The 21,473-nt window shown below is 52.4% G+C and carries 23 protein-coding genes and 3 pseudogenes; 25 read left to right on the plus strand and 1 reads right to left on the minus strand.

The window, feature by feature from the left end; translation table 11 throughout:
* The first annotated feature begins 91 nt into the window (after nucleotides 1–91).
* From HV237_RS09680 to HV237_RS09775, 20 genes and pseudogenes are all read left to right on the plus strand, one after another.
* A complete protein-coding gene (locus HV237_RS09680; protein ID WP_181541795.1) occupies nucleotides 92–295 on the plus strand; it encodes a hypothetical protein in 204 nt (67 codons plus the stop codon).
* A 249-nt stretch (nucleotides 296–544) separates the two neighbouring features.
* A complete protein-coding gene (locus HV237_RS09685; protein WP_181541796.1) occupies nucleotides 545–1,036 on the plus strand; it encodes a DUF1441 family protein in 492 nt (163 codons plus the stop codon).
* On the plus strand, nucleotides 1,036–3,141 hold the full coding sequence (locus HV237_RS09690; RefSeq protein WP_181541798.1) for a phage terminase large subunit family protein: 2,106 nt from the start codon (nucleotides 1,036–1,038) through the stop codon (nucleotides 3,139–3,141). The genes HV237_RS09685 and HV237_RS09690 overlap by 1 nt, the downstream gene beginning before the upstream one ends.
* A complete protein-coding gene (locus HV237_RS09695; protein WP_094169320.1) occupies nucleotides 3,138–3,353 on the plus strand; it encodes a hypothetical protein in 216 nt (71 codons plus the stop codon). The genes HV237_RS09690 and HV237_RS09695 overlap by 4 nt, the downstream gene beginning before the upstream one ends.
* Complete coding sequence (locus tag HV237_RS09700) at nucleotides 3,350–4,858, plus strand: phage portal protein (protein ID WP_094169319.1); 1,509 nt, start codon at nucleotides 3,350–3,352, stop codon at nucleotides 4,856–4,858. The genes HV237_RS09695 and HV237_RS09700 overlap by 4 nt, the downstream gene beginning before the upstream one ends.
* The gene (locus HV237_RS09705; protein WP_176443280.1) at nucleotides 4,785–6,827 is read left to right on the plus strand and encodes a ClpP-like prohead protease/major capsid protein fusion protein; all 2,043 of its coding nucleotides are present in this window, start codon (nucleotides 4,785–4,787) and stop codon (nucleotides 6,825–6,827) included. Before HV237_RS09700 ends, HV237_RS09705 begins: the two co-directional genes overlap by 74 nt.
* A gap of 91 nt (nucleotides 6,828–6,918) precedes the next feature.
* Nucleotides 6,919–7,245, plus strand: a complete 327-nt coding sequence (locus HV237_RS09710; RefSeq protein WP_094169317.1) for a capsid cement protein — start codon at nucleotides 6,919–6,921, stop codon at nucleotides 7,243–7,245.
* On the plus strand, nucleotides 7,238–7,513 hold the full coding sequence (locus tag HV237_RS09715) for an ATP-binding protein (RefSeq protein ID WP_094169316.1): 276 nt from the start codon (nucleotides 7,238–7,240) through the stop codon (nucleotides 7,511–7,513). The genes HV237_RS09710 and HV237_RS09715 overlap by 8 nt, the downstream gene beginning before the upstream one ends.
* Nucleotides 7,514–7,525: 12 nt before the next feature.
* Nucleotides 7,526–8,080, plus strand: coding sequence for a phage tail protein (locus tag HV237_RS09720; RefSeq protein ID WP_044712015.1), 555 nt, complete (start codon nucleotides 7,526–7,528; stop codon nucleotides 8,078–8,080).
* Nucleotides 8,077–8,475, plus strand: coding sequence for a phage tail terminator protein (gpU, locus tag HV237_RS09725; RefSeq protein WP_008784478.1), 399 nt, complete (start codon nucleotides 8,077–8,079; stop codon nucleotides 8,473–8,475). The genes HV237_RS09720 and gpU overlap by 4 nt, the downstream gene beginning before the upstream one ends.
* A gap of 7 nt (nucleotides 8,476–8,482) precedes the next feature.
* Nucleotides 8,483–9,220, plus strand: a complete 738-nt coding sequence (locus HV237_RS09730; protein ID WP_094169315.1) for a phage tail protein — start codon at nucleotides 8,483–8,485, stop codon at nucleotides 9,218–9,220.
* A 36-nt stretch (nucleotides 9,221–9,256) separates the two neighbouring features.
* The gene (locus HV237_RS09735; RefSeq protein ID WP_094169314.1) at nucleotides 9,257–9,664 is read left to right on the plus strand and encodes a phage minor tail protein G; all 408 of its coding nucleotides are present in this window, start codon (nucleotides 9,257–9,259) and stop codon (nucleotides 9,662–9,664) included.
* Nucleotides 9,665–9,714: 50 nt separating this feature from the next.
* Complete coding sequence (locus HV237_RS09740; protein WP_008322441.1) at nucleotides 9,715–9,993, plus strand: phage tail assembly protein T; 279 nt, start codon at nucleotides 9,715–9,717, stop codon at nucleotides 9,991–9,993.
* Nucleotides 9,971–12,274: pseudogene (locus tag HV237_RS09745) on the plus strand (phage tail tape measure protein); the annotation flags it as partial. The gene HV237_RS09740 and the pseudogene HV237_RS09745, both read left to right, overlap by 23 nt.
* Nucleotides 12,275–12,499: 225 nt before the next feature.
* Nucleotides 12,500–12,715 (plus strand): hypothetical protein, encoded by a 216-nt coding sequence (locus HV237_RS09750; RefSeq protein ID WP_043016026.1) that lies wholly within the window; start codon nucleotides 12,500–12,502, stop codon nucleotides 12,713–12,715.
* 83 nt (nucleotides 12,716–12,798) lie between these two features.
* A complete protein-coding gene (locus HV237_RS09755; protein ID WP_094169311.1) occupies nucleotides 12,799–13,146 on the plus strand; it encodes a phage tail protein in 348 nt (115 codons plus the stop codon).
* Nucleotides 13,143–13,898 carry a phage minor tail protein L gene (locus tag HV237_RS09760; RefSeq protein WP_094169310.1) on the plus strand — a complete coding sequence of 252 codons (756 nt, stop codon included), beginning with the start codon at nucleotides 13,143–13,145 and terminating at the stop codon, nucleotides 13,896–13,898. The genes HV237_RS09755 and HV237_RS09760 overlap by 4 nt, the downstream gene beginning before the upstream one ends.
* Before the next feature lies 1 nt (nucleotide 13,899).
* Entirely contained in the window at nucleotides 13,900–14,610 is a 711-nt protein-coding gene (locus HV237_RS09765) for a C40 family peptidase (protein WP_043016029.1), read from the plus strand.
* Nucleotides 14,611–14,639: 29 nt separating this feature from the next.
* A complete protein-coding gene (locus tag HV237_RS09770; RefSeq protein ID WP_043016030.1) occupies nucleotides 14,640–15,050 on the plus strand; it encodes a hypothetical protein in 411 nt (136 codons plus the stop codon).
* Nucleotides 15,051–15,103: 53 nt separating this feature from the next.
* Nucleotides 15,104–15,400, plus strand: a pseudogene (locus tag HV237_RS09775) (tail assembly protein); the annotation flags it as partial.
* Nucleotides 15,401–15,420: 20 nt separating this feature from the next.
* Here the strand turns inward: HV237_RS09775 and HV237_RS09780 are convergent.
* A complete protein-coding gene (locus tag HV237_RS09780) occupies nucleotides 15,421–16,452 on the minus strand; it encodes an IS630-like element ISEc33 family transposase (RefSeq protein WP_046092923.1) in 1,032 nt (343 codons plus the stop codon).
* A gap of 91 nt (nucleotides 16,453–16,543) precedes the next feature.
* On the opposite strand from HV237_RS09780, the pseudogene HV237_RS09785 reads away from it, so the two are divergent.
* From HV237_RS09785 to HV237_RS26165, 5 genes and pseudogenes are all read left to right on the plus strand, one after another.
* Nucleotides 16,544–16,849, plus strand: a pseudogene (locus HV237_RS09785) (tail assembly protein); the annotation flags it as partial.
* A gap of 55 nt (nucleotides 16,850–16,904) precedes the next feature.
* On the plus strand, nucleotides 16,905–20,081 hold the full coding sequence (locus tag HV237_RS09790; protein ID WP_181541800.1) for a host specificity protein J: 3,177 nt from the start codon (nucleotides 16,905–16,907) through the stop codon (nucleotides 20,079–20,081).
* A complete protein-coding gene (locus tag HV237_RS09795) occupies nucleotides 20,074–20,385 on the plus strand; it encodes a hypothetical protein (protein ID WP_181541802.1) in 312 nt (103 codons plus the stop codon). Before HV237_RS09790 ends, HV237_RS09795 begins: the two co-directional genes overlap by 8 nt.
* Nucleotides 20,385–21,077 carry a hypothetical protein gene (locus HV237_RS09800; RefSeq protein ID WP_104651395.1) on the plus strand — a complete coding sequence of 231 codons (693 nt, stop codon included), beginning with the start codon at nucleotides 20,385–20,387 and terminating at the stop codon, nucleotides 21,075–21,077. Before HV237_RS09795 ends, HV237_RS09800 begins: the two co-directional genes overlap by 1 nt.
* A 115-nt stretch (nucleotides 21,078–21,192) precedes the next feature.
* Complete coding sequence (locus HV237_RS26165; RefSeq protein WP_249415307.1) at nucleotides 21,193–21,426, plus strand: cor protein; 234 nt, start codon at nucleotides 21,193–21,195, stop codon at nucleotides 21,424–21,426.
* Nucleotides 21,427–21,473 lie beyond the last annotated feature (47 nt).

The raw sequence follows: 21,473 nt of genomic DNA on the forward strand, positions 1-21,473 counted from the left end.
CTACAGGCATTCACTGGGTGACTGCGTTCATGCTTTACTAAATAATTCATGGGGTTATCATGGTAGCTCTTTGATAAAAGGAGTTTTGGTAATGAAATTTCTCTGGGTTGTATGCATTATTTGCGGAGTTATTGGGTTTGTGCAGGGAATTATCGGGGTGTTCGGTGCTGTTAGTGCGCCTCAGCAGGCTGCTGGTGCAGCAATGGGCGTTGCGTGGGCGGTAATTCCATATTGCATCTGTCGTGCTATCCAGGAGATGAGACCACAAGAAGTGGTAATCAAAAAAGACGAATGATACTCAGCTATCACATCGAATAAGCCTCGCAAAAGCGGGGCTTTTTAATGCCCGCATCCACCATTGCAAGTGATAATCATTATTATTAAATGGGTCCTCCTGGCGGGGTGGCCTGCCACGGGGCGGCATGCTCGCGGGAATCGGCTAGTTTTTGCGATCTATGGTCATCATCATCATTCGCGCAATCCATTGATTTTTCACACCCAGATTTTTCAATGATGTCGAATCGTTCAAAAAGTGTTCACCATCATGGACCAGGAAATTGCTTCGTTAAAACTCAACATTAACCAGCTGGCTGGCATCACTGGCGTACATCGACAGACCGTTGCCGCCAGGCTAAAAAATGTTGAACCTGCTGCCGGTAGTAACAGCAAACTCAAGCTGTATCTCGTCACCGATATTCTGAGTGAACTGATGGTTCCCACCGTCTCAACGTCCAACGTAGAGGAAATGGAACCATCCTACAGGCTCGCGCACTGGAAAGCCGAAAATGAGCGGCTGAAATTTGAGATAGAAACTAAGCAGCTCATTCCCGCTGAAGACGTTGCCAGAGAATTTTCACTGATGGCGAAAGCTGTTGTAACGGTGCTTGAAACTCTCCCGGACATTCTTGAGCGTGACTGCGCATTGACGCCAGTCGCTGTCTCGCGTGTGCAAGACGTGATTGATGATTTGCGCGATCAGGTTGCACAAAAAGTGATGGACGTCGAACCAGAGGAGGAAGAGCCAGAGGAGGACTGATGGCAAAACGGGCATCAGCCAGGGGAATTCGTCGTGATATCTCCGGTATTTTGCGTGCTCCACGTCGTATGAAAGTAGCCGATGCGGTTCAAGATTTCATGCGTGTCCCTATTGGTGCGGGTAACTCTGTGAAGTGGGATCCAAATCTGGCCCCTTACATTATAGAGCCGATGAACTGCCTGGCATCGAGGGAATATGATGCGGTGGTGTTTGTTGGACCCGCTCGAACCGGGAAAACCATTGGCCTTATTGACGGCTGGATTGTCTACAACATCGTTTGCGATCCCGCTGACATGCTGGTCATCCAGGTGTCCGAAGAGAAAGCGCGTGAGCACTCCAAAAAGCGACTCGACCGCACCTTTCGGTGTAGTCCGGACGTGAAATCACGGCTCAGCCCACGACGGAATGATAACAACGTCCACGACCGCACATTTCGAGCCGGTAACTACCTCAAAATCGGCTGGCCATCGGTCAACATCATGTCATCGTCAGACTATAAGAGCGTGGCGCTGACTGACTACGATCGCTTCCCTGAGGACATCGATGGGGAAGGTGATGCGTTTTCCCTGGGTTCAAAGCGTACCACCACCTTTATGTCCAGTGGGATGACGCTGGTTGAGAGCTCTCCCGGTCGTGATATCCGTGACACAAAGTGGCGTCCTTCTTCGGCCCATGAAGCGCCGCCGACAACCGGCATCCTGTCATTATTTAACCGTGGCGATCGCCGCCGTCTCTACTGGCCCTGTCCGCATTGCGGCGAGTATTTCCAGCCAGAAGTGGCGAACATGACCGGTTACCGGGAATTACCTGACCCCGTTCTGGCAAGTGAATCTGCCTTCCTCCAGTGCCCGTCATGCAAAGGCAAAATTACGCCCGATATGAAGCGTGACCTTAATATCCGCCATGTCTGGCTGCGTGACGGGGAAAAAATAGACCCGGACGGCAATCGATATGGTGAACCACGCCGCTCGCGTATCGCCTCGTTCTGGATGGAAGGCCCGGCAGCTGCTTATCAGACCTGGGCGCAGATGATGTACAAATTCCTGACTGCTGAGCAGGAATACGAGGCCACCCAGAGCGAAGAGACGCTAAAAACGGTGGTAAATACCGACTTTGGTCGACCCTATTTGCCCCGCGCTAATCTCGAGCAGCGTAAAAGTGAACTGCTGGAACAGCGCGCCGAAGATGTGCCAAAGCGTGCCGTGCCCGATGGTGTGCTGTTTATGACTGCAACGGTCGACGTTCAGGGCGGTAAATCCCGGCGTTTCGTGGTCCAGGTGACTGGCTACGGTGCGCAGGGTGAGCGTTGGGTTGTTGACCGCTACAACATCCGACAGTCATTAAGGGCCAATGAGCACGGCGAGTGCTATCCCATAGACCCGGCGAGCTACCCGGAAGACTGGGATTTGTTGCTGTCCGATGTGTTCGAAAAGTCCTGGGTGTTGGCGAGTGTTCCATCAAAGCGCATGCGACTTATGGCGATGGCTGTCGATTCAGGCGGGGAAGACGGTGTTACCGACAATGCGTACAAATTCTGGCGCAAATGCCGCCGTGAAGGGCTGGGCAAAAAGATTTATCTCTTCAAAGGTGACAGCGTGCGCCGCTCGAAACTCATCACCCGTACTTTCCCTGACAACACCGACAGATCTACCCGCCGCGCAAAAGCCGCCGGTGATGTGCCGCTTTATCTACTCCAGACCGACGCACTTAAAGACCAGGTGAACAACGCGTTGTGGCGTGATTCGCCTGGCCCGAATTACGTGCATTTCCCTAAATGGCTCGGCAGCTGGTTTTACGATGAACTGACCTATGAGGAGCGTTCAACCGATGGCAAATGGAGTAAGCCGGGACGCGGCGCAAACGAAGCGTTTGACCTTCTGGTCTATGCAGATGCGCTCGCCATCCTCCACGGCTACGAGAAAATTAAATGGCCCGATGCTCCTGAGTGGGCGAGGCGGGAAACGTGGCTGGAGAACGCGCCGGCGGAAGCTGGCGAAGCGCCATCCCCGACACCTGAGCCTGTACCAACGAAAACCCGGAAGCGGAAAAAGCCCGTAACCGATGATGATAATCCCTGGACAAGTTCAGGAGGAGGGTGGTTGTGAGTCAAAGCACGATTGAAACGATGATCCAGCGTTACACAGAAGCAGAAATGGCAGTGCTGGAAGGCAAAACCATCCGCTTTAATGGGCAGGAAATGACGATGGAAAACCTCTCCGAGATCCGTAAAGGTCGGCAGGAGTGGGAACGCCGCCTTACTTCCCTTATTTCGCAGCGCCGTGGGCGATCCGGCTACCGACTGGCGAGGTTTGAATGAGCCTTTTAGATGATGCGATTGGTGTCTTTTCGCCAGGCTGGAAAGCAGCCCGTCTGCAGGCGCGCGCGAAAATCAGGGCCTATGAAGCCGTTACCCCGACCAGAACGCATAAAGGGCGCCGTGAAAACCGTTCTGCAGATCAGCTCAGCAAAATGGGGGCCGTATCACTGCGGGAGCAGGCCCGGTGGCTCGATAACAACCACGATTTGGTGATTGGTGTGTTCGATAAGCTTGAAGAACGGGTGGTGGGGAAAGCCGGAATTATTGTTGAACCCCATCCCAAACTGATGAACGGTAAAATCGCCAAAAAGCTGGCCGATCAGATCCGTAGTAAATGGGCAGAATGGTCTGTCAGGCCAGATGTCACGAACCAGTTTACCCGTCCGATGCTTGAGCGCCTGATGTTGCGCACCTGGCTGCGGGATGGCGAAGTGTTTGCCCAGCTTGTCAGTGGAACCGGGAATGGTCTTACGCCAGCAGCCGGTATTCCTTTCTGGCTTGAAGCGCTTGAACCAGATTTTATTCCCATGAACAGCGATTCTGCCAGCCAGCTTAATCAGGGGGTATTCGTCGACAACTGGGGCAGACCAAGGAAATATCAGGTTTATAAAAGTCTGCCCGTTTCAGGCCGTCAGCTTGATACCAAAGAAGTTGATGCGGAAAACATGCTGCATCTTAAATTTGTCCGCCGTCTGCACCAGACCCGGGGCGTATCGATGCTGTCCGGCGTACTGATGCGCCTGAGCGCACTCAAAGAATATGAAGACGCCGAGCTCACCGCCGCACGTATTGCTGCCGCGCTGGGGATGTACATCAAAAAGGGGGACGGGCAAAGCTTCGAAGAGAGTAACAGTTCTTCCGATGATGATGATCGGGAAGTGATGATTCAGCCTGGCATCATTTATGACGATCTTAAGCCAGGTGAAGATATCGGCATGGTGAAATCTGACCGGCCCAATCCTAACCTTGAAACCTTCCGTAATGGTCAACTTCGCGCTGTCGCAGCAGGCAGTCGACTCAGCTTTTCAAGCACAGCCAGAAACTACAACGGCACCTACAGCGCGCAGCGGCAGGAACTGGTGGAATCAACAGACGGCTATCTCATTTTGCAGGACTGGTTTATTGGCGCGGTGACCCGGCCAATGTACCGCGCCTGGCTGAAAATGGCGGTTGCTGCCGGCGAGATTAAATTGCCCCGCGGTCTGGATATGGAGTCGCTGTACTCGGCAGTGTATTCCGGCCCTGTTATGCCGTGGATCGATCCGGTTAAAGAGGCCAATGCCTGGAAGTTACAGATCCGGGGCGGAGCGGCAACAGAATCCGACTGGGTCCGTGCCAGCGGACGTAACCCGAACGATGTGAAGGCGCGACGGAAGGCAGAAATCGACGAAAACAAAGAGATGGGGCTGGTGTTTGACACTGACCCTGCCAATGACAAAGGAGGCACCAGTGCCGAAGCCAAAGAACCGGGCGCATCACCGTCCGAAAGCCAGCGCAAAAAGTAATTCCTGGTTCCGTATGCAGGCCAGCGCCGACAACGAAGCGGATATTTATATCTACGACGAGATCGGCTACTGGGGGGTGACGGCGCGCCAGTTTGTGAATGACCTGAAGGCGCTTGGCGACATTACCCATATCAACCTTCATATCAATTCGCCCGGTGGCGATGTCTTTGATGGCATCGCCATTTTTAATGCCCTGAAGCATCACGGCGCAGCGATCACCGTTCACATCGATGGTCTGGCAGCTTCAATGGCTTCGGTGATTGCGATGGTTGGCAACCCGGTCATTATGCCGGAAAACACCATGATGATGATCCACAAACCATGGGGATTCGCAGGTGGCGATGCCAACGATATGCGGGATTATGCCGATCTGCTGGATAAGGTCGAGTCTGTCCTGATCCCGGCGTACGCGGAGAAAACAGGAAAAACGACCGAGGAAATCGCCACCATGCTGGACGATGAAACCTGGATGGATGGTAAAGAATGCTTAGCGCATGGCTTTGCCGATCAGGTCACTACATCTCTGCAGGCGATGGCCTGTATTCAATCAAAACGTATTGAGGACTTTGAAAAGATGCCAAACAGCATTCGTAACATGATCACCCCGCCGCGCAATACCACCCAGCGCGAACCGCAGCAACCGCAACCACAGGTGCCGGCAACGACGACCACAGCGCCAGCGTCCACTTCTGATGAAGCCACTATCCGTGCACAGGTGCTTGCCGAGCAAAAGAACCGTGTTACCGCGATTAACGATCTCTTTGCGATGTTCGGCGGCAAGCATCATGAGCTGCAGAATAAATGCATCGCGGATCCGGAATGCACCGTTGCACAGGCTAAAGATGAACTGCTGGCGGCGCTGGGCAAAAATGCAACCCCGTCGAATAAAACTACGGATGCGCATATTTACGCCGGGAACGGTAACTTTGTTGGCGACGGAGTTCGCCAGGCACTGATGGCGCGCGCGGGCTTCGAAAGCATGGAGCGTGATAACGTCTACAACGGTATGACGCTGCGCGAATATGCCCGTATGGCGCTGACCGAGCGCGGCATCGGCGTTTCCAGCTATAACCCGATGCAGATGGTCGGCATGGCACTGACGCACAGCACGTCTGACTTCGGCAATATCCTGCTCGACGTTGCTAATAAAGCGTTGCTTCAGGGCTGGGAGGAAGCGGCAGAAACTTTTGAGCAGTGGACCAAGAAAGGCCAGTTGTCTGACTTTAAAACGGCGCATCGTGTCGGTCTGGGTGGTTTCTCATCCCTGCGCCAGGTACGTGAGGGGGCTGAATATAAGTATGTGACCACCAAAGATAAAGGTGAAAGCATCGCGCTGGCCACCTACGGTGAAATCTTCTCTATTACCCGTCAGGCGATCATCAACGACGATCTGAATCAGTTAACCGATGTACCTATGAAGATGGGGCGCGCGGCAAAAGGGACGATTGGTGATCTGGTATATGCCGTTCTTACCGAAAACGCGAAATTGTCTGATGGTAAGCCGCTGTTCCATGCTGATCACGGCAATATTTCCGCAGGCGCGATTTCTGTAGCCAGCCTTGATGAAGCGCGCAAGATGATGCGCCTTCAGAAAGAGGGAGAGCGTCCCCTGAATATTCGCCCGGCATTCATGCTGGTGCCAGTCGCCCTCGAAACCCTGGCAAATCAGACGATCAAGTCTGCCAGTGTGAAAGGGGCGGATATCAACGCCGGTATCATGAACCCAATTCAGAACTTTGCTGAAGTTATCGCGGAGCCGCGTCTTGACGCCAAAGATACCAGCGCCTGGTATCTGACCGCCGCTAAGGGCACGGACACCATCGAAGTGGCTTACCTGAACGGCGTTGATACTCCGTATATCGATCAGCAGGAAGGCTTCACGACCGACGGCATTGCCACCAAAGTGCGCATCGATGCCGGTGTATCTCCTCTGGATTATCGCGGCATGGCGAAATCAACCGGGAAATAATCCCTTCCTCTCAAGCAGCACATCACAGCCCATCAGGGCTTTTTTTGTATCTGAATTCGGCCCCGTATAGGGCTGGATGGAGACTGAGTTTATGGCGAAGAATTTTGTACAACATGGCAAAACTATTGAGATTGCCAACACGGGCAGCGTTGCGATCCTGAGTGGTTCGCCGGTGCTGGTGGGGAAAGTCGTGGCGATTGCCATTACTGATATTCCGGCAGGTCAGACAGGGGACGGTTTTGCCGAAGGCATTTTCCTTCTGCCGAAGCTGACTACCGATGCGATCGCCATCGGTGAGCAGGTTCATATCAAAGATGGCAAAGTGCAGAACGACACGACAGGTGCCGATCTGGCAGGGGTTGCCTGGGAAGATGCTGCTGCAAGTTCTTCAATTGTAGCCGTGAAAATCAATGCCTAATCCCTTTGACAGACTTGTCAGCCGCATGGATGCGGTCACGGTAAACAAAATGGGCAAGCCAGCGACCATCAACGGGGAGCCCATGGTTGTTATTCCGGCTGAGTTTCTGGAAGAAATGGGGCCTTTGAGCGGAACAGGGCGGTCACTGGTGGTGTTTACTGCAGGATACAGGCCGCGCCGTAATGACGTGGTGATTTTTGAAGGGGAGGAATTCCATCTTACCCGCCACGAACGCTTTAACAGCAAGCCACGCATCTTTATCGAATAAGCAGGGGGGAATATGTCGATTAAGGGGCTGGAGCAGGCCATCGCTAACCTGAACAGCATCAGTAAAAAAGCTGTACCGCGCGCTTCCGCCCAGACGGTGAATCGTATCGCCACACAGGCGGTCAATCGCAGTGTGTCCGCTGTCGCGAAATCAACCCGCGTCCCCCGAAAACTGGTCAGGCAGCGTGCGCGGGTACGCCGGGCAACGGTGGCGAAGCCGCGCGCTCTGATTCGCATAAACCGCGGTAATCTTCCTGCTATCAAACTGGGACCATCCAGCATGCGTCTGTCGCGGCGTAAACGGGATAAGTCTGGTACGAACAGTGAGCTACGTGTAGGGCGTTTCCGTTTCCCTGGGGCCTTTATTCAGCAACTGGCAAACGGCCGCTGGCATGTTTTGCGGCGTACCACGAAGAGCCGGTATCCCATTGAAGTAGTCAGTATTCCCCTGGCCATTCCCCTGACCGAGACATTCCGGGCTGAAGTGCCAAAACTTATGGACGAACGTATGCCGCAAATTATGCGACAAAACCTGTCTAACCAACTGAGGTTGATCCTTAAACGATGAAAAACAGTGATATCCGCAAAGCCGTACTAACCGCGCTCCAGCGCAATATCTCAGATGCAGTGACATGGTTCGACGGTCGTCCTGGGTTTCTGGATGAGCAGGATCTTCCGGCGGTAGCGGTTTACCTTTCTGACGCCCGGGCCTCGGATGAAAGTGTTGATGAAGATATGTGGACAGCCGTGCTGCATGTTGAGGTGTTTCTGAAAGCCACGGCTACAGACAGTGCTCTGGATTCCTGGATGGAGGACCGCATCTATCCGGCAATGGCTGATGTTCCCGAACTGGCAAATCTTCTCGAATTGATGGCGGCTCAGGGATATGACTATCAGCGCGATGAAGAGGCCATGACGTGGGGATCTGCCGACCTCAGTTATTCCATCAGCTACATTATGTGAGGACGTAATGACTACACCAAACCCACTGGCGCCAGTAAAGGGTGCCACCACCACGCTCTGGATTTATTCCGGATCGGGCAACCCGTTCGCTAACCCATTATCGGATGTTGACTGGACGCGCCTGGCAAAGATTAAAGATCTGCAGCCCGGTGAACTGACTGCCGAATCAAACGATGATACCTATCTGGATGACGATGATGCCGACTGGACTGCTACCGCGCAGGGGCAGAAATCGGCGGGTGAGGCCAGTTTTACGCTGGCCTGGAAACCTGCTGAGAGCGGGCAGCAGGATCTGGTTCGCTGGTTTGATGACGGTACCGTGCTGGCGTACAAAATCAAATACCCGAATGGCGCCATCGATGTGTTCCGTGGCTGGGTAAGTAGCCTGGGCAAAACGGTGACAGCAAAAGACACCATTACCCGTTCTGTCAAAATCAGCAATAACGGTAAGCCAGGCCTTGCTGAAGACAGTGCTGCTGCAGCGATTGCCGTAACCGGCGTCAGCCTGGATAAATCGACCACCACCGTTGCGGTTGCTGCTACCACCACGCTGAATGTCACCGTGGCACCAGCCAGCGCGAGTGATCAATCTTTCCGGGCCACCACCACAGATGCAGGTAAAGCCACGGTGACTGTCGCCGGTACGGTGCTGACGGTCACCGGTATTGCCGCCGGAACCGCTGACATTATCGTGATGACCAACGACGGGCTGTTTGTTGCGACCTGTAAAGTCACCGTTTCCTGACCTCCGGGGCTGTGGCCCCGCTTTCTGGAGTAACCCATGTTTTTAAAAAGTGAACCGTTCGAACGTAACGGTAATACAGTCACGCTCTACGAACTGTCGGCACTGCAGCGTATTGAGCATCTTGAACACCTGAAGTCGCTGGAAAGTATCACTGATGCCGACATGCAGGCGGCGATGGATATGACGATTAAATCCGGCGCACTGCTGGTGGCCATGTCTTTATGGCATGGCCACCCCCTGAAAGGGACGCACAAAACGCCGAAAGAAGACGTTGAGCAGATCCAGAATGAAGTGCTGATGACCTGGCCGCTGGAGATTGTTTCCGCTGCAGAGTACACCGTGAAGCAGCTGTCCGGCATGGTGCCGCTGCCGGAAGCGAATGATCCGGAGGATGTTGCTGTGACTGAGCCGGTCAGTCTGGAAAAGTCCTCGCCAGTGAGCTGACATTCGTCCTGAAACTGGCGCGAGAATTTCGCCGGCCGGACTGGCGCGCCATGCTTGCTGGTATGTCGTCAACGGAATACGCCGACTGGCGAACGTTCTACCAGGACAATTTTTTTAATGATGTGCAACTGGATGCACATTTTTCCTCGCTGATGCATATCGTCATTACCGCGCTTGACCCCAAAACCACATCAACCCCTGCCAGCTTCAGCCTGCTTTCACCTTCTGCGGAGGATATTGCCGACGATGAACCCGGTGACGCAGTGCTGATGGCAAAGGCTGAGGGCATTTCAGGAGGTGTTCGCTATGGCCCAGACGGCAGTGGGTGACCTGGTCGTTAACCTTGACGTTAATTCGTCAAAGTTCAACGAGCAGATGGAGTACGTAAAAAGGCAGTTTAAGCAGACGGGGGACGCAGCGAATGACTCGGCGCTGAAGGTGCAGCAGTCATTTACCCGCCAGGAGAGCGCCGCGAAGAAGGCCGGTATTTCTGTCGGCCAATACAACGCGGCGATGCGTATGCTGCCTGCGCAGTTTACGGATATCGCCACCCAGCTGGCCGGTGGGCAGAGTCCGTGGCTTATCCTGCTGCAGCAGGGCGGTCAGGTGAAAGACTCCTTCGGCGGTATTATTCCGACCTTTCGGGCGCTGCTGGGCACCATATCGCCAGTGATGGTTGGGGTTGGCGCGCTGGCTGCCGCCACTGGCGCGGTGGTTTACGCCTGGTATCAGGGCTCGTCCACGTTGTCTGATTTCAACAAAACGCTGGTTCTGTCCGGTAATACTGCCGGGCTGACCTCAAACCGCATGCTGGTGCTGGCGAAATCTGGCGAGCAGGCGGGACTCACGTTTAACCAGACCAGCAGTGCGCTGACGGAGCTGGTCAACGCCGGAGTGCGTGCCGGTGCCCGGTTCGATGAGATGAGTCAGGCGATAGCGAAATTTACCGATGCGTCGGGCGTGCCGGTCGATAAGGTGGCGGCGGCATTCGGCAAACTGACGAACGATCCGACCTCTGGTCTGATTGCCATGGCGCAGCAGTTCCACAACGTTACAGCGGAACAGATTGCTTATGTGGCGCAACTGCAGCGTGCCGGTGATGAGGCCGGGGCTCTACAGGCAGCTAATGATGCGGCGACGAACGGTTTTCGCGAGCAGACAAAGAGCCTGCGCGACAATATGGGGTCGATTGAAACTGCTGCCGACAGCCTGAAGCGTGCCTTTAAATCGATGTGGGATGCGGCGCTCGATATCGGGCGGCCTGACACCACGCAGGAGATGCTTGCCAAAGCGGAAGCGGCCTTTAAGCGGGCGGATGAAATCTGGAATCTGCGTAAAGGTGATGGTTATGTCAATGATGATGCGCGCGCCAGCTACTGGAACGATCGGGAATCTGCACGCCTTGCACTGGAAATGGCGCAACAGCAGGCCAGTGTGGCAAAGGCAACTGAGGATAACGCAGCCCGCGAGGCGGTGATTGAATCTGACCGCCAGAAGTATGCCGCGCAGGCGCAGTCGAATTATGCAAAGACTCAGACTGCGCTGGAGAAGTACACGGCCCGTCAGAATGAACTGAACAAGGCGCTGAAAGACGGACGGATCCTCCAGGCTGACTACAACATCAATCTGGAAGCTGCGAAAAAAGAATACGACGACTCGCTGAAGAAACCCAAAGCCCCTTCAGCGGTAAAAACACCTGCAGGTGTAAAAAGTGTCGATACTGCCAGCGCGCAGACGCTGGAGCTGGAGGCGCAGTTACGCACTCTGCAGGAGCATAAGAGCATCACGGATACCATCAGCCAGCAGCGGCAGGAATTGTGGAAACAACAATCCCGCTTTTCGGTGCTGGAAGAGGCCTCCAAAAAGCGCGCACTGACCGCCGATGAAAAATCGGTGCTGGCGAACAAAGACGAGGTGCTGGCGCGGGCCGAAGTGAATGCCCGGCTGGGCGATCAGATTGTTGCCCAGGAACGGTTAAACCGCCTGCAGGACAGCTCGCAGAAGTACGTTACCCAGATTGGGGAGAAAACCCGAGCGCTTGTGGCCGGGGGCAGCATGAGCAGTCGCGGCGCGCAGCGGCAAAACGAAGAGGCACAGCTGCGACAGGGCTGGATGAATGCCGGCGGTACGGACACCGATCAGGGTTATCAGAACGAACTGGATGCACTGAAGAAATATTATGCCGCACAGGACGAGCTCCGCGGCAACTGGCAGGCTGGGGCGAAATCAGCGTGGGCTGACTATGCCGATTCAGCAGCTGATGCCTATGGTTCGATGAAGTCCGCTGCTTCAGCCACATTCGATGGTATCAGCCAGAATATGGCCGATATGCTGACGACAGGGAAAGCAAACTGGGCAGATTTCACCCGTTCCACGTTGTCGATGTTGACGCAGATCCTGATGAAGCAGGCCATGGCCGGCCTGGTCAGTTCCGCCACGTCAGCGCTGGGTTTCGCTGGCGGTGGTTATACCGGATCCGGCGGTAAGTATGAGCCTGCAGGTGTGGTGCACCGTGGAGAGTTTGTCTTTACGCAGGAAGCCACCAACCGAATCGGTGTCGGCAACCTTTATCGCATGATGCGCGGTTATGCGACTGGTGGTCTGGTTGGTGGTGAGGCGATGAAGTGGAATGATTCTTTAGAAAAATCTAGCGTAACGGTTAATATGGGAGGGATCGTAATTGGTCAGGCAAACCAACAACCCTCAGGAAGTACTTCGTCAGTTGATCATGATGCAATTATGCGACAACTTAAACCTGCTATGATCTCTGTCGTCAGTGAACAGGCAAGTAAACCTGGAACACCTTTATGGAGTGCAATAAGAGGAAAGCGTTAAATGAAATTCCATGTTGAAGATATAAATGCTTATGAAAACTGCAATGGAAAAAACACTGATGCCAAAGTTAAGGTAACAACAAAGGAAAATGGTTTACCAGATATCAGCATATCTGTGAGTATTCCATTGAACTGGGATTGTACGCTGGAACAGACAAAAGAGGCATTGATTCAAGAGGCTAAACAGAAATTACAAAAAGTTGTTAATAGCTTTTGAGTTCTCACTTTTCTTAATAAAAACCTGCTTCGGCAGGTTTTTTTATGTCTGCTTAAAAAAGCAAATCCAAAACGGACGTGACTATGGCGATCGAGCATTTTGCATGGCGGATTAAAGCTTCCAGCCAACCAACTCTGAAAAGCAAAGATACGGTACGTACGGCACAGTTTGGTGATGGTTATAAGCAGGTGTCAGGTACCGGGCTGAATAATGAAACGCTCAGTTATGAGTATTCATTTACCGGCGAACCGGAAACCGTCAGGGATATCTATGCTTTCCTGCGGCGCCATAAGACGAAATCATTTTCGTTTACCCCGCCTGGCGGTGATCTTGCGCTGTGGCGCGTTGAGGCAGACAGCCTGCAGCGCGTCACCAAAAGTAAAACGGTGGAAACCGTATCAGCCACCTTTGAACAGGCGTTTGCACCATGAGCTTAAACAGTGATTATCAGAAACTTGAGCCGGGCAATGTTGTCCGGCTTTTTGATGTCGATGGCACCGCATTTGGTGTTTCCGACGTTCTCCGCTTACACGCCCACAATATTGCCCACACTCCCGATGAAATTGCCGCTGCTGGTGGAGATGAAAATAAGCTACCGGCGAAATCGATCTGGTGGCAGGGGCAGGAATATAAAGCTTGGCCCTGCCAGATAGAGGGTATTGAGACGGCGACTGACGGGACCAGCGCGCAGCCGACGCTGTCGGTCGCTAACCTGGATAGTTCCATTACGGCGCTGTGTCTTGCTTATGATGACCTGCTGCAGGCAAAGGTCACGATTCATGACACGCTGGCGCAGTATCTGGATGCGAAAAACTATCCGGAGGGCAACTCGTCAGCGGATCCGCAGCAGGAAAAGCTGAAGGTGTTTTACATTGACGCCAAGAGCAATGAAACCAACGAGGTGGTGGCGTTTACGTTGTCCAGTCCGATGGATCTGCAGGGGTTGATGATCCCGACGCGGCAGCTACATTCGCTTTGTACCTGGTGTATCCGTAACAAATACCGCTCTGGTGATGGATGCGACTATGCCGGAACGCGTTATTTCGACAAGCACAACAACCCAGTCAACGATCCGTCACTCGATGAATGTCCCGGTACGCTCACTGCGTGCAAGTTGAGGCATGGCGAGGGGAACGAGTTGCCGTTCGGTGGCTTCCCTGGCACATCCCTGATCAGGAGCTGATATGCGTCAGAAAATTATCGACGCCATTATGGCGCATGCTGCTGCTGAATATCCGCGTGAATGCTGCGGCGTAGTGGTGCAAAAAAGCAGGGTGCAGCGGTACATTCCCTGCCGTAACTTGGCAACCGATCCGACAGAGCATTTCCACCTGTCGCCGGAAGATTACGCCGCTGCCGAAGACTGGGGAACAGTGATTGCCATTGTCCACAGCCACCCGGATGCCACGACGCAGGCGAGCGAACTGGATAAGGCACAGTGTGACGCTACGTTACTTCCGTGGCATATCGTCAGCTGGCCGGAGGGGGATCTGCGTACCATTCAGCCGCGGGGCGAGCTGCCGCTACTGGAGCGCCCGTTTGTGCTCGGTCACTTCGATTGCTGGGGGCTGGTGATGAGCTATTTCCGGCAAACGCATGGCATTGAGCTGAAGGATTACCGCGTGGATTATCCCTGGTGGGAAGACAGTTATCCCGAAAACTTCTACCACGATTGCTGGTATGAATGCGGATTCCGTGAATTCAGCGGTGCGCCGCAGCCAGGTGACATGGTCATCATGCAGGTCCAGGCCAACAAGTGGAACCATGCCGGGATCCTGCTGGAGGGCAATATGTTACTCCACCATCTTTACGGACATTTGAGTCAGCGTGTGCCGTATGGGGGATACTGGCAGGAACGGACGATGAAGGTTCTACGGTATAAGTCTCTGTGCTAACCTTTTGCAAAACCAAAGGGGATAGGGATATGAAAAAGACTTTGCTGCTTCTAATCGCAATAGCTGTTGCGGGCTGTTCAACTGAACCAGTTCTTCCACAAAATGCAAAAGAAGTTGATGCCGCGGTTGAATTTCATCAAAAACCAAATACGACAGAAGTTACCATCATTCGTGATAAAGGGTTTGTAGCTGGAGGGTGTGCTATCACATCCTATGTGAATGGCGTGCCAGTTGCTGAACTTGAAACAGGGGAAAAAGTTAGAGCTTATTTACCAGCGGGTGAAATAATTATTGGTGCTGGATTCGCTGGAAAGGGGCTATGTAGTGGAGCACCAAAAAAAGAGCGGGAGTTTATAATCAAACCTGACACACCGAGGGTGTTAAGAATATTCACGGATCAAAGTGGTAATGTTGATATTTTACCAATGACTGTAAATTGAAATATATTAAATATGAGAACCACCTTCGGGTGGTTTTTTTATGGGAGTAACAAATGCAAGAAGTAATGACTCAAATTGAGCTACATGGGCCTTTGGGAAAAACCTTTGGTAAGGTTCACCATCGCTTGATTAGCACTACTCACGAGGCATGCAGGGCGCTATCTGCAACTATTAAAGGCTTCGAGCAGTACATGCACACCAGTAAACAGCGAGGTCTGACCTTTGCGGTATTTCGTGGAAAGAAAAATATTGGGGAAGATGATTTAGGTTTCCCGGTGACTGGTGAAGTAATCAGAATTGTTCCAGTTACTATAGGTAGTAAAAAATCCGGTGTCCTTCAGACAATCCTAAATAGCTGCGCCTAATACCGCTACACTTTTGCCTGACCATGTTTTCCTCCGGGGAATGGGCTGGCGGTTTCCATAAAATGGCGGACCTTTTTCAGTAACTGCCACATTGAGCGGCACTGATGATTACGGGTTATCGTGTCATGAAGTGCCTGCCATAGCCGTTCCACATGATTCACCCACGGCGAGTAAACCGGCTGGTAAATTACCCTGAACTTGGGATTTGCTTTCAACCAGCGCTGTGTTTCGCGGCTTTTATGGATAATGTAGTTATCAACGATCAGCGTGATTGTTTTCGCCCGCCGGTAAGTGGCTTTCAGGTGCTTCAGCAGAGCGATAAACAGCGCTGAACTTTTGCTGTTGCCGCCCACGTAGCTGACTTTACCCGTGCCACTGTGCAGTGCGCCGGCCAGATAGTATTTTTCGTTCTGCCCCGGCGTCACTACCCGTTTCTGCTGTCCGCGCAACTGCCAGTCCGCACCGATTTTAGGATTAAGGTGGATATCCACTTCATCTTCATAAAATACCGGATGCTCTGCGCTGCATTCATCCAGCGCTTTGTGGATTACCGCCATCTTTTCATCTTTATGTGGGTCACGGATACGCAGAGTTGGCGCGGCCCTGCGCCATACAAGCCCCGCAGATGGCAACCAGCGGCGAACGGTTCCTGCATGTAACTGGCAACCGGTTATCTCATTGATTTTTATTGCCAGTAATTCGGTGCTCCAGCGTGAACGTTGATAACCAAAATCGCCGGGAGAATGCTTTATCAGCTCACGTAACAGGGTGCAGATATGTTCAAAAGGCCAGCGTCGGGAGCGCCCTGCGGGTAAGGATTTCAGGCCTTCAATACCTGAGTGCGTAAACCAGTTAATCCAGCGACCAACGGATGAACGGGCACAACAGAGAGTTCTGGCAACATCGCTGACCCGTTCACCCCGATGAAGCATCAGCATGGCCGTGAGTCTGCGGGCATGATTTTTATCGCGCGTTTTATGAATAGCTTTCTGCATCAGGCGTCGTTCGCCACGGGGTATTGGTGCTATGATCGGCATCGCTCAGTCCGGTTGGTGGTTTTGGTTGGTTTGGCGATTGATCAGATCGCACAATCCGGGCTGAGTTCCCTTTCAGTGATCTACTATTCCGCGCAGCTATTTAGGCGCAGTATTAGTAGCTGTTGGTGTAGTTCTAAATTTTACGCCTTTTGCAGCGGCCTCGCCTTTCTTCTATCAGGCTGGTGGTGCGTTGATCATTGGTGGCGTTGTTCAAATGCTTTCACCTCAACCGTCGGGTCTTGCCAGTAAGCAAAGTGCAGATAACCGCGCTTCATATGCTTTCGGTGGGGTGACAAATACTGGCGCACAAGGTTATCCGGTCCCGCTTCTTTATGGTCGCAGACGCATTGGCGGGGCGATCATCTCTGCTGGTATATACGTCGAAGACCAGCAATAACCAAAATAATCTTCCTTTCAGGCTACCAGATGGTGGCTTTTTTTATGGGCGCAATATGGCTACAACAACCCAGATTAAAGGCCGCAAGGGCGGCAGTTCCAGTTCCCGAACCCCTACCGAACAGCCTGATGATCTGCAATCTGTAGCGAAGGCCAAAATCCTCGTTGCGCTTGGGGAAGGGGAATTTGCAGGGCAATTAACCGGAAAAAATATCTACCTGGACGGCACGGCGCTGGAAAACGCCGATGGCTCCCAAAACTTTAGCGGCGTGACGTGGGAGTTTCGCGCGGGAACTCAGGCACAAAATTACATTCAGGGCATTCCCGGTACCGAAAACGAAATCAACGTTGGAACTGAAGTATCAAGCGCAACAGCCTGGACGCATACATTTACCAACACCCAACTATCAGCCGTTCGCCTGCGACTGAAATGGCCTTCACTGTTTAAGCAGGAGGACAACGGCGATCTGGTTGGGTATTCCATCAATTATGCAATAGACCTGCAAACTGATGGTGGGACCTGGCAAACCGTGCTTAATACCAGCGCAACCGGCAAAACGACGTCTGGTTATGAGCGCAGCCACCGTATTGATTTACCGCAGGCTGGCAGCACCTGGACAATCCGACTGCGTAAGATCACCGCTGACGCAAACAGCGCCAAGATCGGCGACACGATGACGCTGCAAAGCTACACGGAAGTGATTGATGCCAAGCTGCGCTATCCGAACACCGCGCTGCTGTACATCGAATTCGACTCAAGTCAGTTCAATGGTTCGATTCCACAGATATCCTGTGAACCACGTGGCCGGGTGATCCGCGTGCCTGATAACTTTGACCCCGATACACGGACTTATAGTGGTACATGGCAGGGCGCGTTTAAGTGGGCCTGGACCGATAACCCGGCGTGGATATTTTACGATCTGGTTATTACCGATCGCTTTGGTCTGGGTAATCGCCTGAGTGCAGCCAACATCGATAAATGGACGTTGTACCAGGTATCGCAGTATTGCGATCAGCCGGTACCGGATGGAAAGGGTGGAAGCGGGACAGAGCCACGCTATACCTGTAACGTCTATGTTCAGGACAGGAATGACGCTTACACTGTGCTGCGTGACTTTGCGGCTATATTCCGGGGTATGACGTACTGGGGCGGTGATCAGATTGTTGCGCTTGCCGATATGCCGAGAGATGTGGATTACGCTTACACCCGCGCTAACGTTATCGACGGACGCTTTACCTATTCCAGCAGCACGACAAAAACGCGGTATACCACCGCGCTGGTTTCCTGGTCTGATCCGGGTAACGCTTATGCGGATGCGATGGAGCCAGTATTTGAGCAGCCTCTGGTGGCCCGGTACGGATTTAATCAGCTGGAAATGACAGCCATCGGTTGTACCCGTCAATCAGAAGCGAACCGAAAGGGGCGCTGGGGTATTCTCACCAACAATAAGGATCGTGTTGTTTCGTTTGATGTTGGCCTGGACGGAAACATTCCGCAGCCGGGATACATCATCGCCGTGTCAGACGAGCTTCTGTCCGGCAAAGTTATGGGTGGCCGCATCAGTGCTGTTAACGGTCGCGTGATAAAACTTGACCGCGTAGCTGATGCAGCAGCAGGCGATCGCCTTATTATCAATCTTCCCTCCGGTGCGTCACAGAGCAGGACTATTCAGGCGGTTAACGGGGAATCAGTCACAGTCACCACGGCATACAGTGAGACACCACAGGCCGAAGCTGTATGGGTGGTTGAGTCAGATGAACTCTACGCCCAGCAGTATCGTGTTGTCAGTGTCTCCGATAACAATGATGGTACCTTCTCGATTACCGGCGTATGGCACGACCCGGATAAATATGCCCGTATTGATACCGGAGCCATCATTGACCAGCGGCCAGTGAGTGTGATCCCGCCAGGTAACCAGTCGCCGCCGGCTAACATTGTGATCAGCTCGTTTTCAGTGGTGCAGCAGAATATCAGCGTCGAAACCATGCGTGTGAGCTGGGACCAGGCGCAGAACGCTATCGCCTATGAGGCACAGTGGCGCCGCAATGACGGGAACTGGGTAAACGTACCGCGCAGCTCCACCACTTCCTTCGATGTTCCTGGTATTTATGCCGGACGTTACCTTGTTCGTGTGCGCGCCATTAATGCCTCTGAAATATCCTCTGGCTGGAGCTACTCCGAAGAGAAAACGCTGACGGGTAAGGTGGGAAATCCGCCGAAACCCGTTGGATTTGCGACAACACCGATTAACTGGGGCATTCGTCTGAACTGGGGATTCCCGGCTAACACTGGGGATACACTGAAAACGGAAATTCAGTACACCGCGAACAGTGATTTCTCAAATCCTCTTTTGCTGTCGGATGTGCCTTATCCTTCTGCTGAATACACTCAACTGGGATTAAAAGCGGGGCAGGAATTCTGGTACCGTGCGCAGCTGGTAGACAGAACGGGTAATGAATCCGGCTGGACCGACTGGGTTCGTGGTGAATCTAATGCGAATGCTGACGACTACCTGGGCGATATTGCTGATGACTTCCTGACGTCTGCCGATGGTGACCGCCTGACAGGCGACATTGATACCAACCTTGAAGGGATCCTGCAGAACGCGCTGGCCAACCACGGAACCGTTGAGCATCAGTTTCAGCAGTTTGGGGAGGTTCGCGCAGAAATTCTGGTAGTTAAAACGACCATTGCGCAGGTAGATAAAGCCATGGCTGAAATGTCCACGCAGGTGCAGGCGCAGTTCAATGATGTGACTGCCGCACTGGAGGACAAACTTACTGCCGTAGTTGATGCCACCGGAGCATCTGCGATTTACACCCTTAAAACCGGGGTCCGGATTAACGGAGTCATGTATAACGCCGGGATGTCGATCGCGGTACTGGCGGAAGCGGGTAAGCCGGTAGTCACTCGTGTCGGGTTTAACGCCAACCAGTTCGTCCTGATGAGTGGCAGCGGTGATACGCAGTATTCTCCTTTTGCTGTTATCAATGGTCAGGTATTTATCAGCGATGCGTTTATTCAGAACGCCAGTATCACCAGTGCGAAAATTGCGGATGCTGCGATTACTAACGGCAAAATCTCAGGCGCATTCTGGTCTACGGGCTATAAAATTGCAAATCAGGGCGGTTGGTGTCTGTCTAAGGCTGATAACAACCTGTCATTTACTGGGCCCAGCGGGCGACTGCTGGTACAGCTGGGGCATATTACCGGAGTAGCGCCTAATGTCTGATTTTGGTTTTGATTGCTGGCATGAGGACGGATCATCAGCAAACTTTGGTATTAAACCAATATCAATCATTGGAACGATAAAGCTGAGTGCCGGCCAGACGTCAGGTGCATATTCGTTCAACGTGCCGGCAGGGAAGAGGCTCGGATATATGCTGGGTCTGGCAAAAACTATAGCGTATGTAGAGGGGCGCCGAACAATAACCGTTTCAGGCAATAGTATTGTAATTGGCGCAGGCACTGATAACTCTCTGAACCAGCCTCAGGCAAATGAGAGCTATGTTTTTGTTTTTCTGGAAAATGCATAATGGCTAACAGATATGGTGCGTTATTATCGTTGAAAAGCGGCGAAACATTTATCACCCCCCAGTCAGTACCTGTTTGTCTGTATTCAAAGCAGACGTTTTCGTCAGTATCGAATGGTGCTCTACATTATATTGAGCAACTGGTTAATATACCTGATGCAACACAACCTGTTATCCCGTTTGTTCTGACATCCCGTCAGGCCGCGTGTGCTGTCTGGATTGAATCAAACGGACAACTGGCTGTACGGGCCTATGAGATACTAAATACCGCATTTACCCTGACAGTCTATTTATTCACTATATTCCCTCAGCCCATGCCAAATCCTCCGTATGGGCTGGCTGTCTGGGACGACCAGACGGGGAATCTGGTTATTACTCATGAATCGAAAATCCTGACGGACGTGGTAACTGTCGGAACAATCGGGGCAAATGGAGGCATTTATATTGACGAGAGCAGAGCGGGTAAATGGGCAATTATCCCGGATGTTGCAGGTCAGCAGGTATGGCGAATATCTGGCGGTGGACCGGGCGGTCAGCTCTGGCCTGTTCCGGTTACTTTTACAGCTGTATATAACGGGGCCAGCACCCGAATTTATACCGCTGCCACTCAGGCAATTCCATCTGGTAGCGCGCAGCCAATGGCCCCTGTAAATGCAGGTAATACAGTTATTGCAGTTGAAGTGTCAAAATATTGAATGCCTGTACGATCGTTTTAAACGATCAATGTATTTTAAATGATCTGTTAAATCTATTATCTATTGTTGTCCGCTATTGATATTTTGAATATGAATAACTACAGCGAGTAACAATATGAAAATTATATTAATCGTTCTTGCATTTTTATCATTAACTGCATGTTCCGGCACTCTCGAAAAGAAATTACCCTTATGTACAGCAACGGCGATGATCGGCGATCAGGAAACAGACGTGCTCATTTACGGGATACGTAAAATTGTAAACCAGACACAATATCAGGCCGGTTATCCATTTAACTGGCGATGGGTGAATAAAAATAACTTCACCCATTCTAATTGCCCTCAATGAAATACCAAAAATAACCCGCTCCGGCGGGTTTTTTATTATCTGAATTC

The organism is Citrobacter sp. RHBSTW-00570 (genome assembly GCF_013739755.1).
In the GTDB taxonomy this organism is placed as follows: Bacteria; Pseudomonadota; Gammaproteobacteria; order Enterobacterales; family Enterobacteriaceae; genus Citrobacter; species Citrobacter braakii.

Excerpts from the sequence above, each read along its gene's own strand:
- HV237_RS09680 (WP_181541795.1), top strand. The coding sequence starts at position 92 with ATGAAATTTCTCTGGGTTGTATGCATTATTTGCGGAGTTATTGGGTTT.
- HV237_RS09685 (WP_181541796.1), top strand. The coding sequence starts at position 545 with ATGGACCAGGAAATTGCTTCGTTAAAACTCAACATTAACCAGCTGGCT.
- HV237_RS09690 (WP_181541798.1), top strand. The coding sequence starts at position 1,036 with ATGGCAAAACGGGCATCAGCCAGGGGAATTCGTCGTGATATCTCCGGT.
- HV237_RS09700 (WP_094169319.1), top strand. The coding sequence starts at position 3,350 with ATGAGCCTTTTAGATGATGCGATTGGTGTCTTTTCGCCAGGCTGGAAA.
- HV237_RS09705 (WP_176443280.1), top strand. The coding sequence starts at position 4,785 with ATGACAAAGGAGGCACCAGTGCCGAAGCCAAAGAACCGGGCGCATCAC.
- HV237_RS09710 (WP_094169317.1), top strand. The coding sequence starts at position 6,919 with ATGGCGAAGAATTTTGTACAACATGGCAAAACTATTGAGATTGCCAAC.
- HV237_RS09715 (WP_094169316.1), top strand. The coding sequence starts at position 7,238 with ATGCCTAATCCCTTTGACAGACTTGTCAGCCGCATGGATGCGGTCACG.
- HV237_RS09720 (WP_044712015.1), top strand. The coding sequence starts at position 7,526 with ATGTCGATTAAGGGGCTGGAGCAGGCCATCGCTAACCTGAACAGCATC.
- gpU (WP_008784478.1), top strand. The coding sequence starts at position 8,077 with ATGAAAAACAGTGATATCCGCAAAGCCGTACTAACCGCGCTCCAGCGC.
- HV237_RS09730 (WP_094169315.1), top strand. The coding sequence starts at position 8,483 with ATGACTACACCAAACCCACTGGCGCCAGTAAAGGGTGCCACCACCACG.
- HV237_RS09735 (WP_094169314.1), top strand. The coding sequence starts at position 9,257 with ATGTTTTTAAAAAGTGAACCGTTCGAACGTAACGGTAATACAGTCACG.
- HV237_RS09740 (WP_008322441.1), top strand. The coding sequence starts at position 9,715 with ATGCTTGCTGGTATGTCGTCAACGGAATACGCCGACTGGCGAACGTTC.
- HV237_RS09750 (WP_043016026.1), top strand. The coding sequence starts at position 12,500 with ATGAAATTCCATGTTGAAGATATAAATGCTTATGAAAACTGCAATGGA.
- HV237_RS09755 (WP_094169311.1), top strand. The coding sequence starts at position 12,799 with ATGGCGATCGAGCATTTTGCATGGCGGATTAAAGCTTCCAGCCAACCA.
- HV237_RS09760 (WP_094169310.1), top strand. The coding sequence starts at position 13,143 with ATGAGCTTAAACAGTGATTATCAGAAACTTGAGCCGGGCAATGTTGTC.
- HV237_RS09765 (WP_043016029.1), top strand. The coding sequence starts at position 13,900 with ATGCGTCAGAAAATTATCGACGCCATTATGGCGCATGCTGCTGCTGAA.
- HV237_RS09770 (WP_043016030.1), top strand. The coding sequence starts at position 14,640 with ATGAAAAAGACTTTGCTGCTTCTAATCGCAATAGCTGTTGCGGGCTGT.
- HV237_RS09780 (WP_046092923.1), bottom strand. The coding sequence starts at position 16,452 with ATGCCGATCATAGCACCAATACCCCGTGGCGAACGACGCCTGATGCAG.
- HV237_RS09790 (WP_181541800.1), top strand. The coding sequence starts at position 16,905 with ATGGCTACAACAACCCAGATTAAAGGCCGCAAGGGCGGCAGTTCCAGT.
- HV237_RS09795 (WP_181541802.1), top strand. The coding sequence starts at position 20,074 with ATGTCTGATTTTGGTTTTGATTGCTGGCATGAGGACGGATCATCAGCA.
- HV237_RS09800 (WP_104651395.1), top strand. The coding sequence starts at position 20,385 with ATGGCTAACAGATATGGTGCGTTATTATCGTTGAAAAGCGGCGAAACA.
- HV237_RS26165 (WP_249415307.1), top strand. The coding sequence starts at position 21,193 with ATGAAAATTATATTAATCGTTCTTGCATTTTTATCATTAACTGCATGT.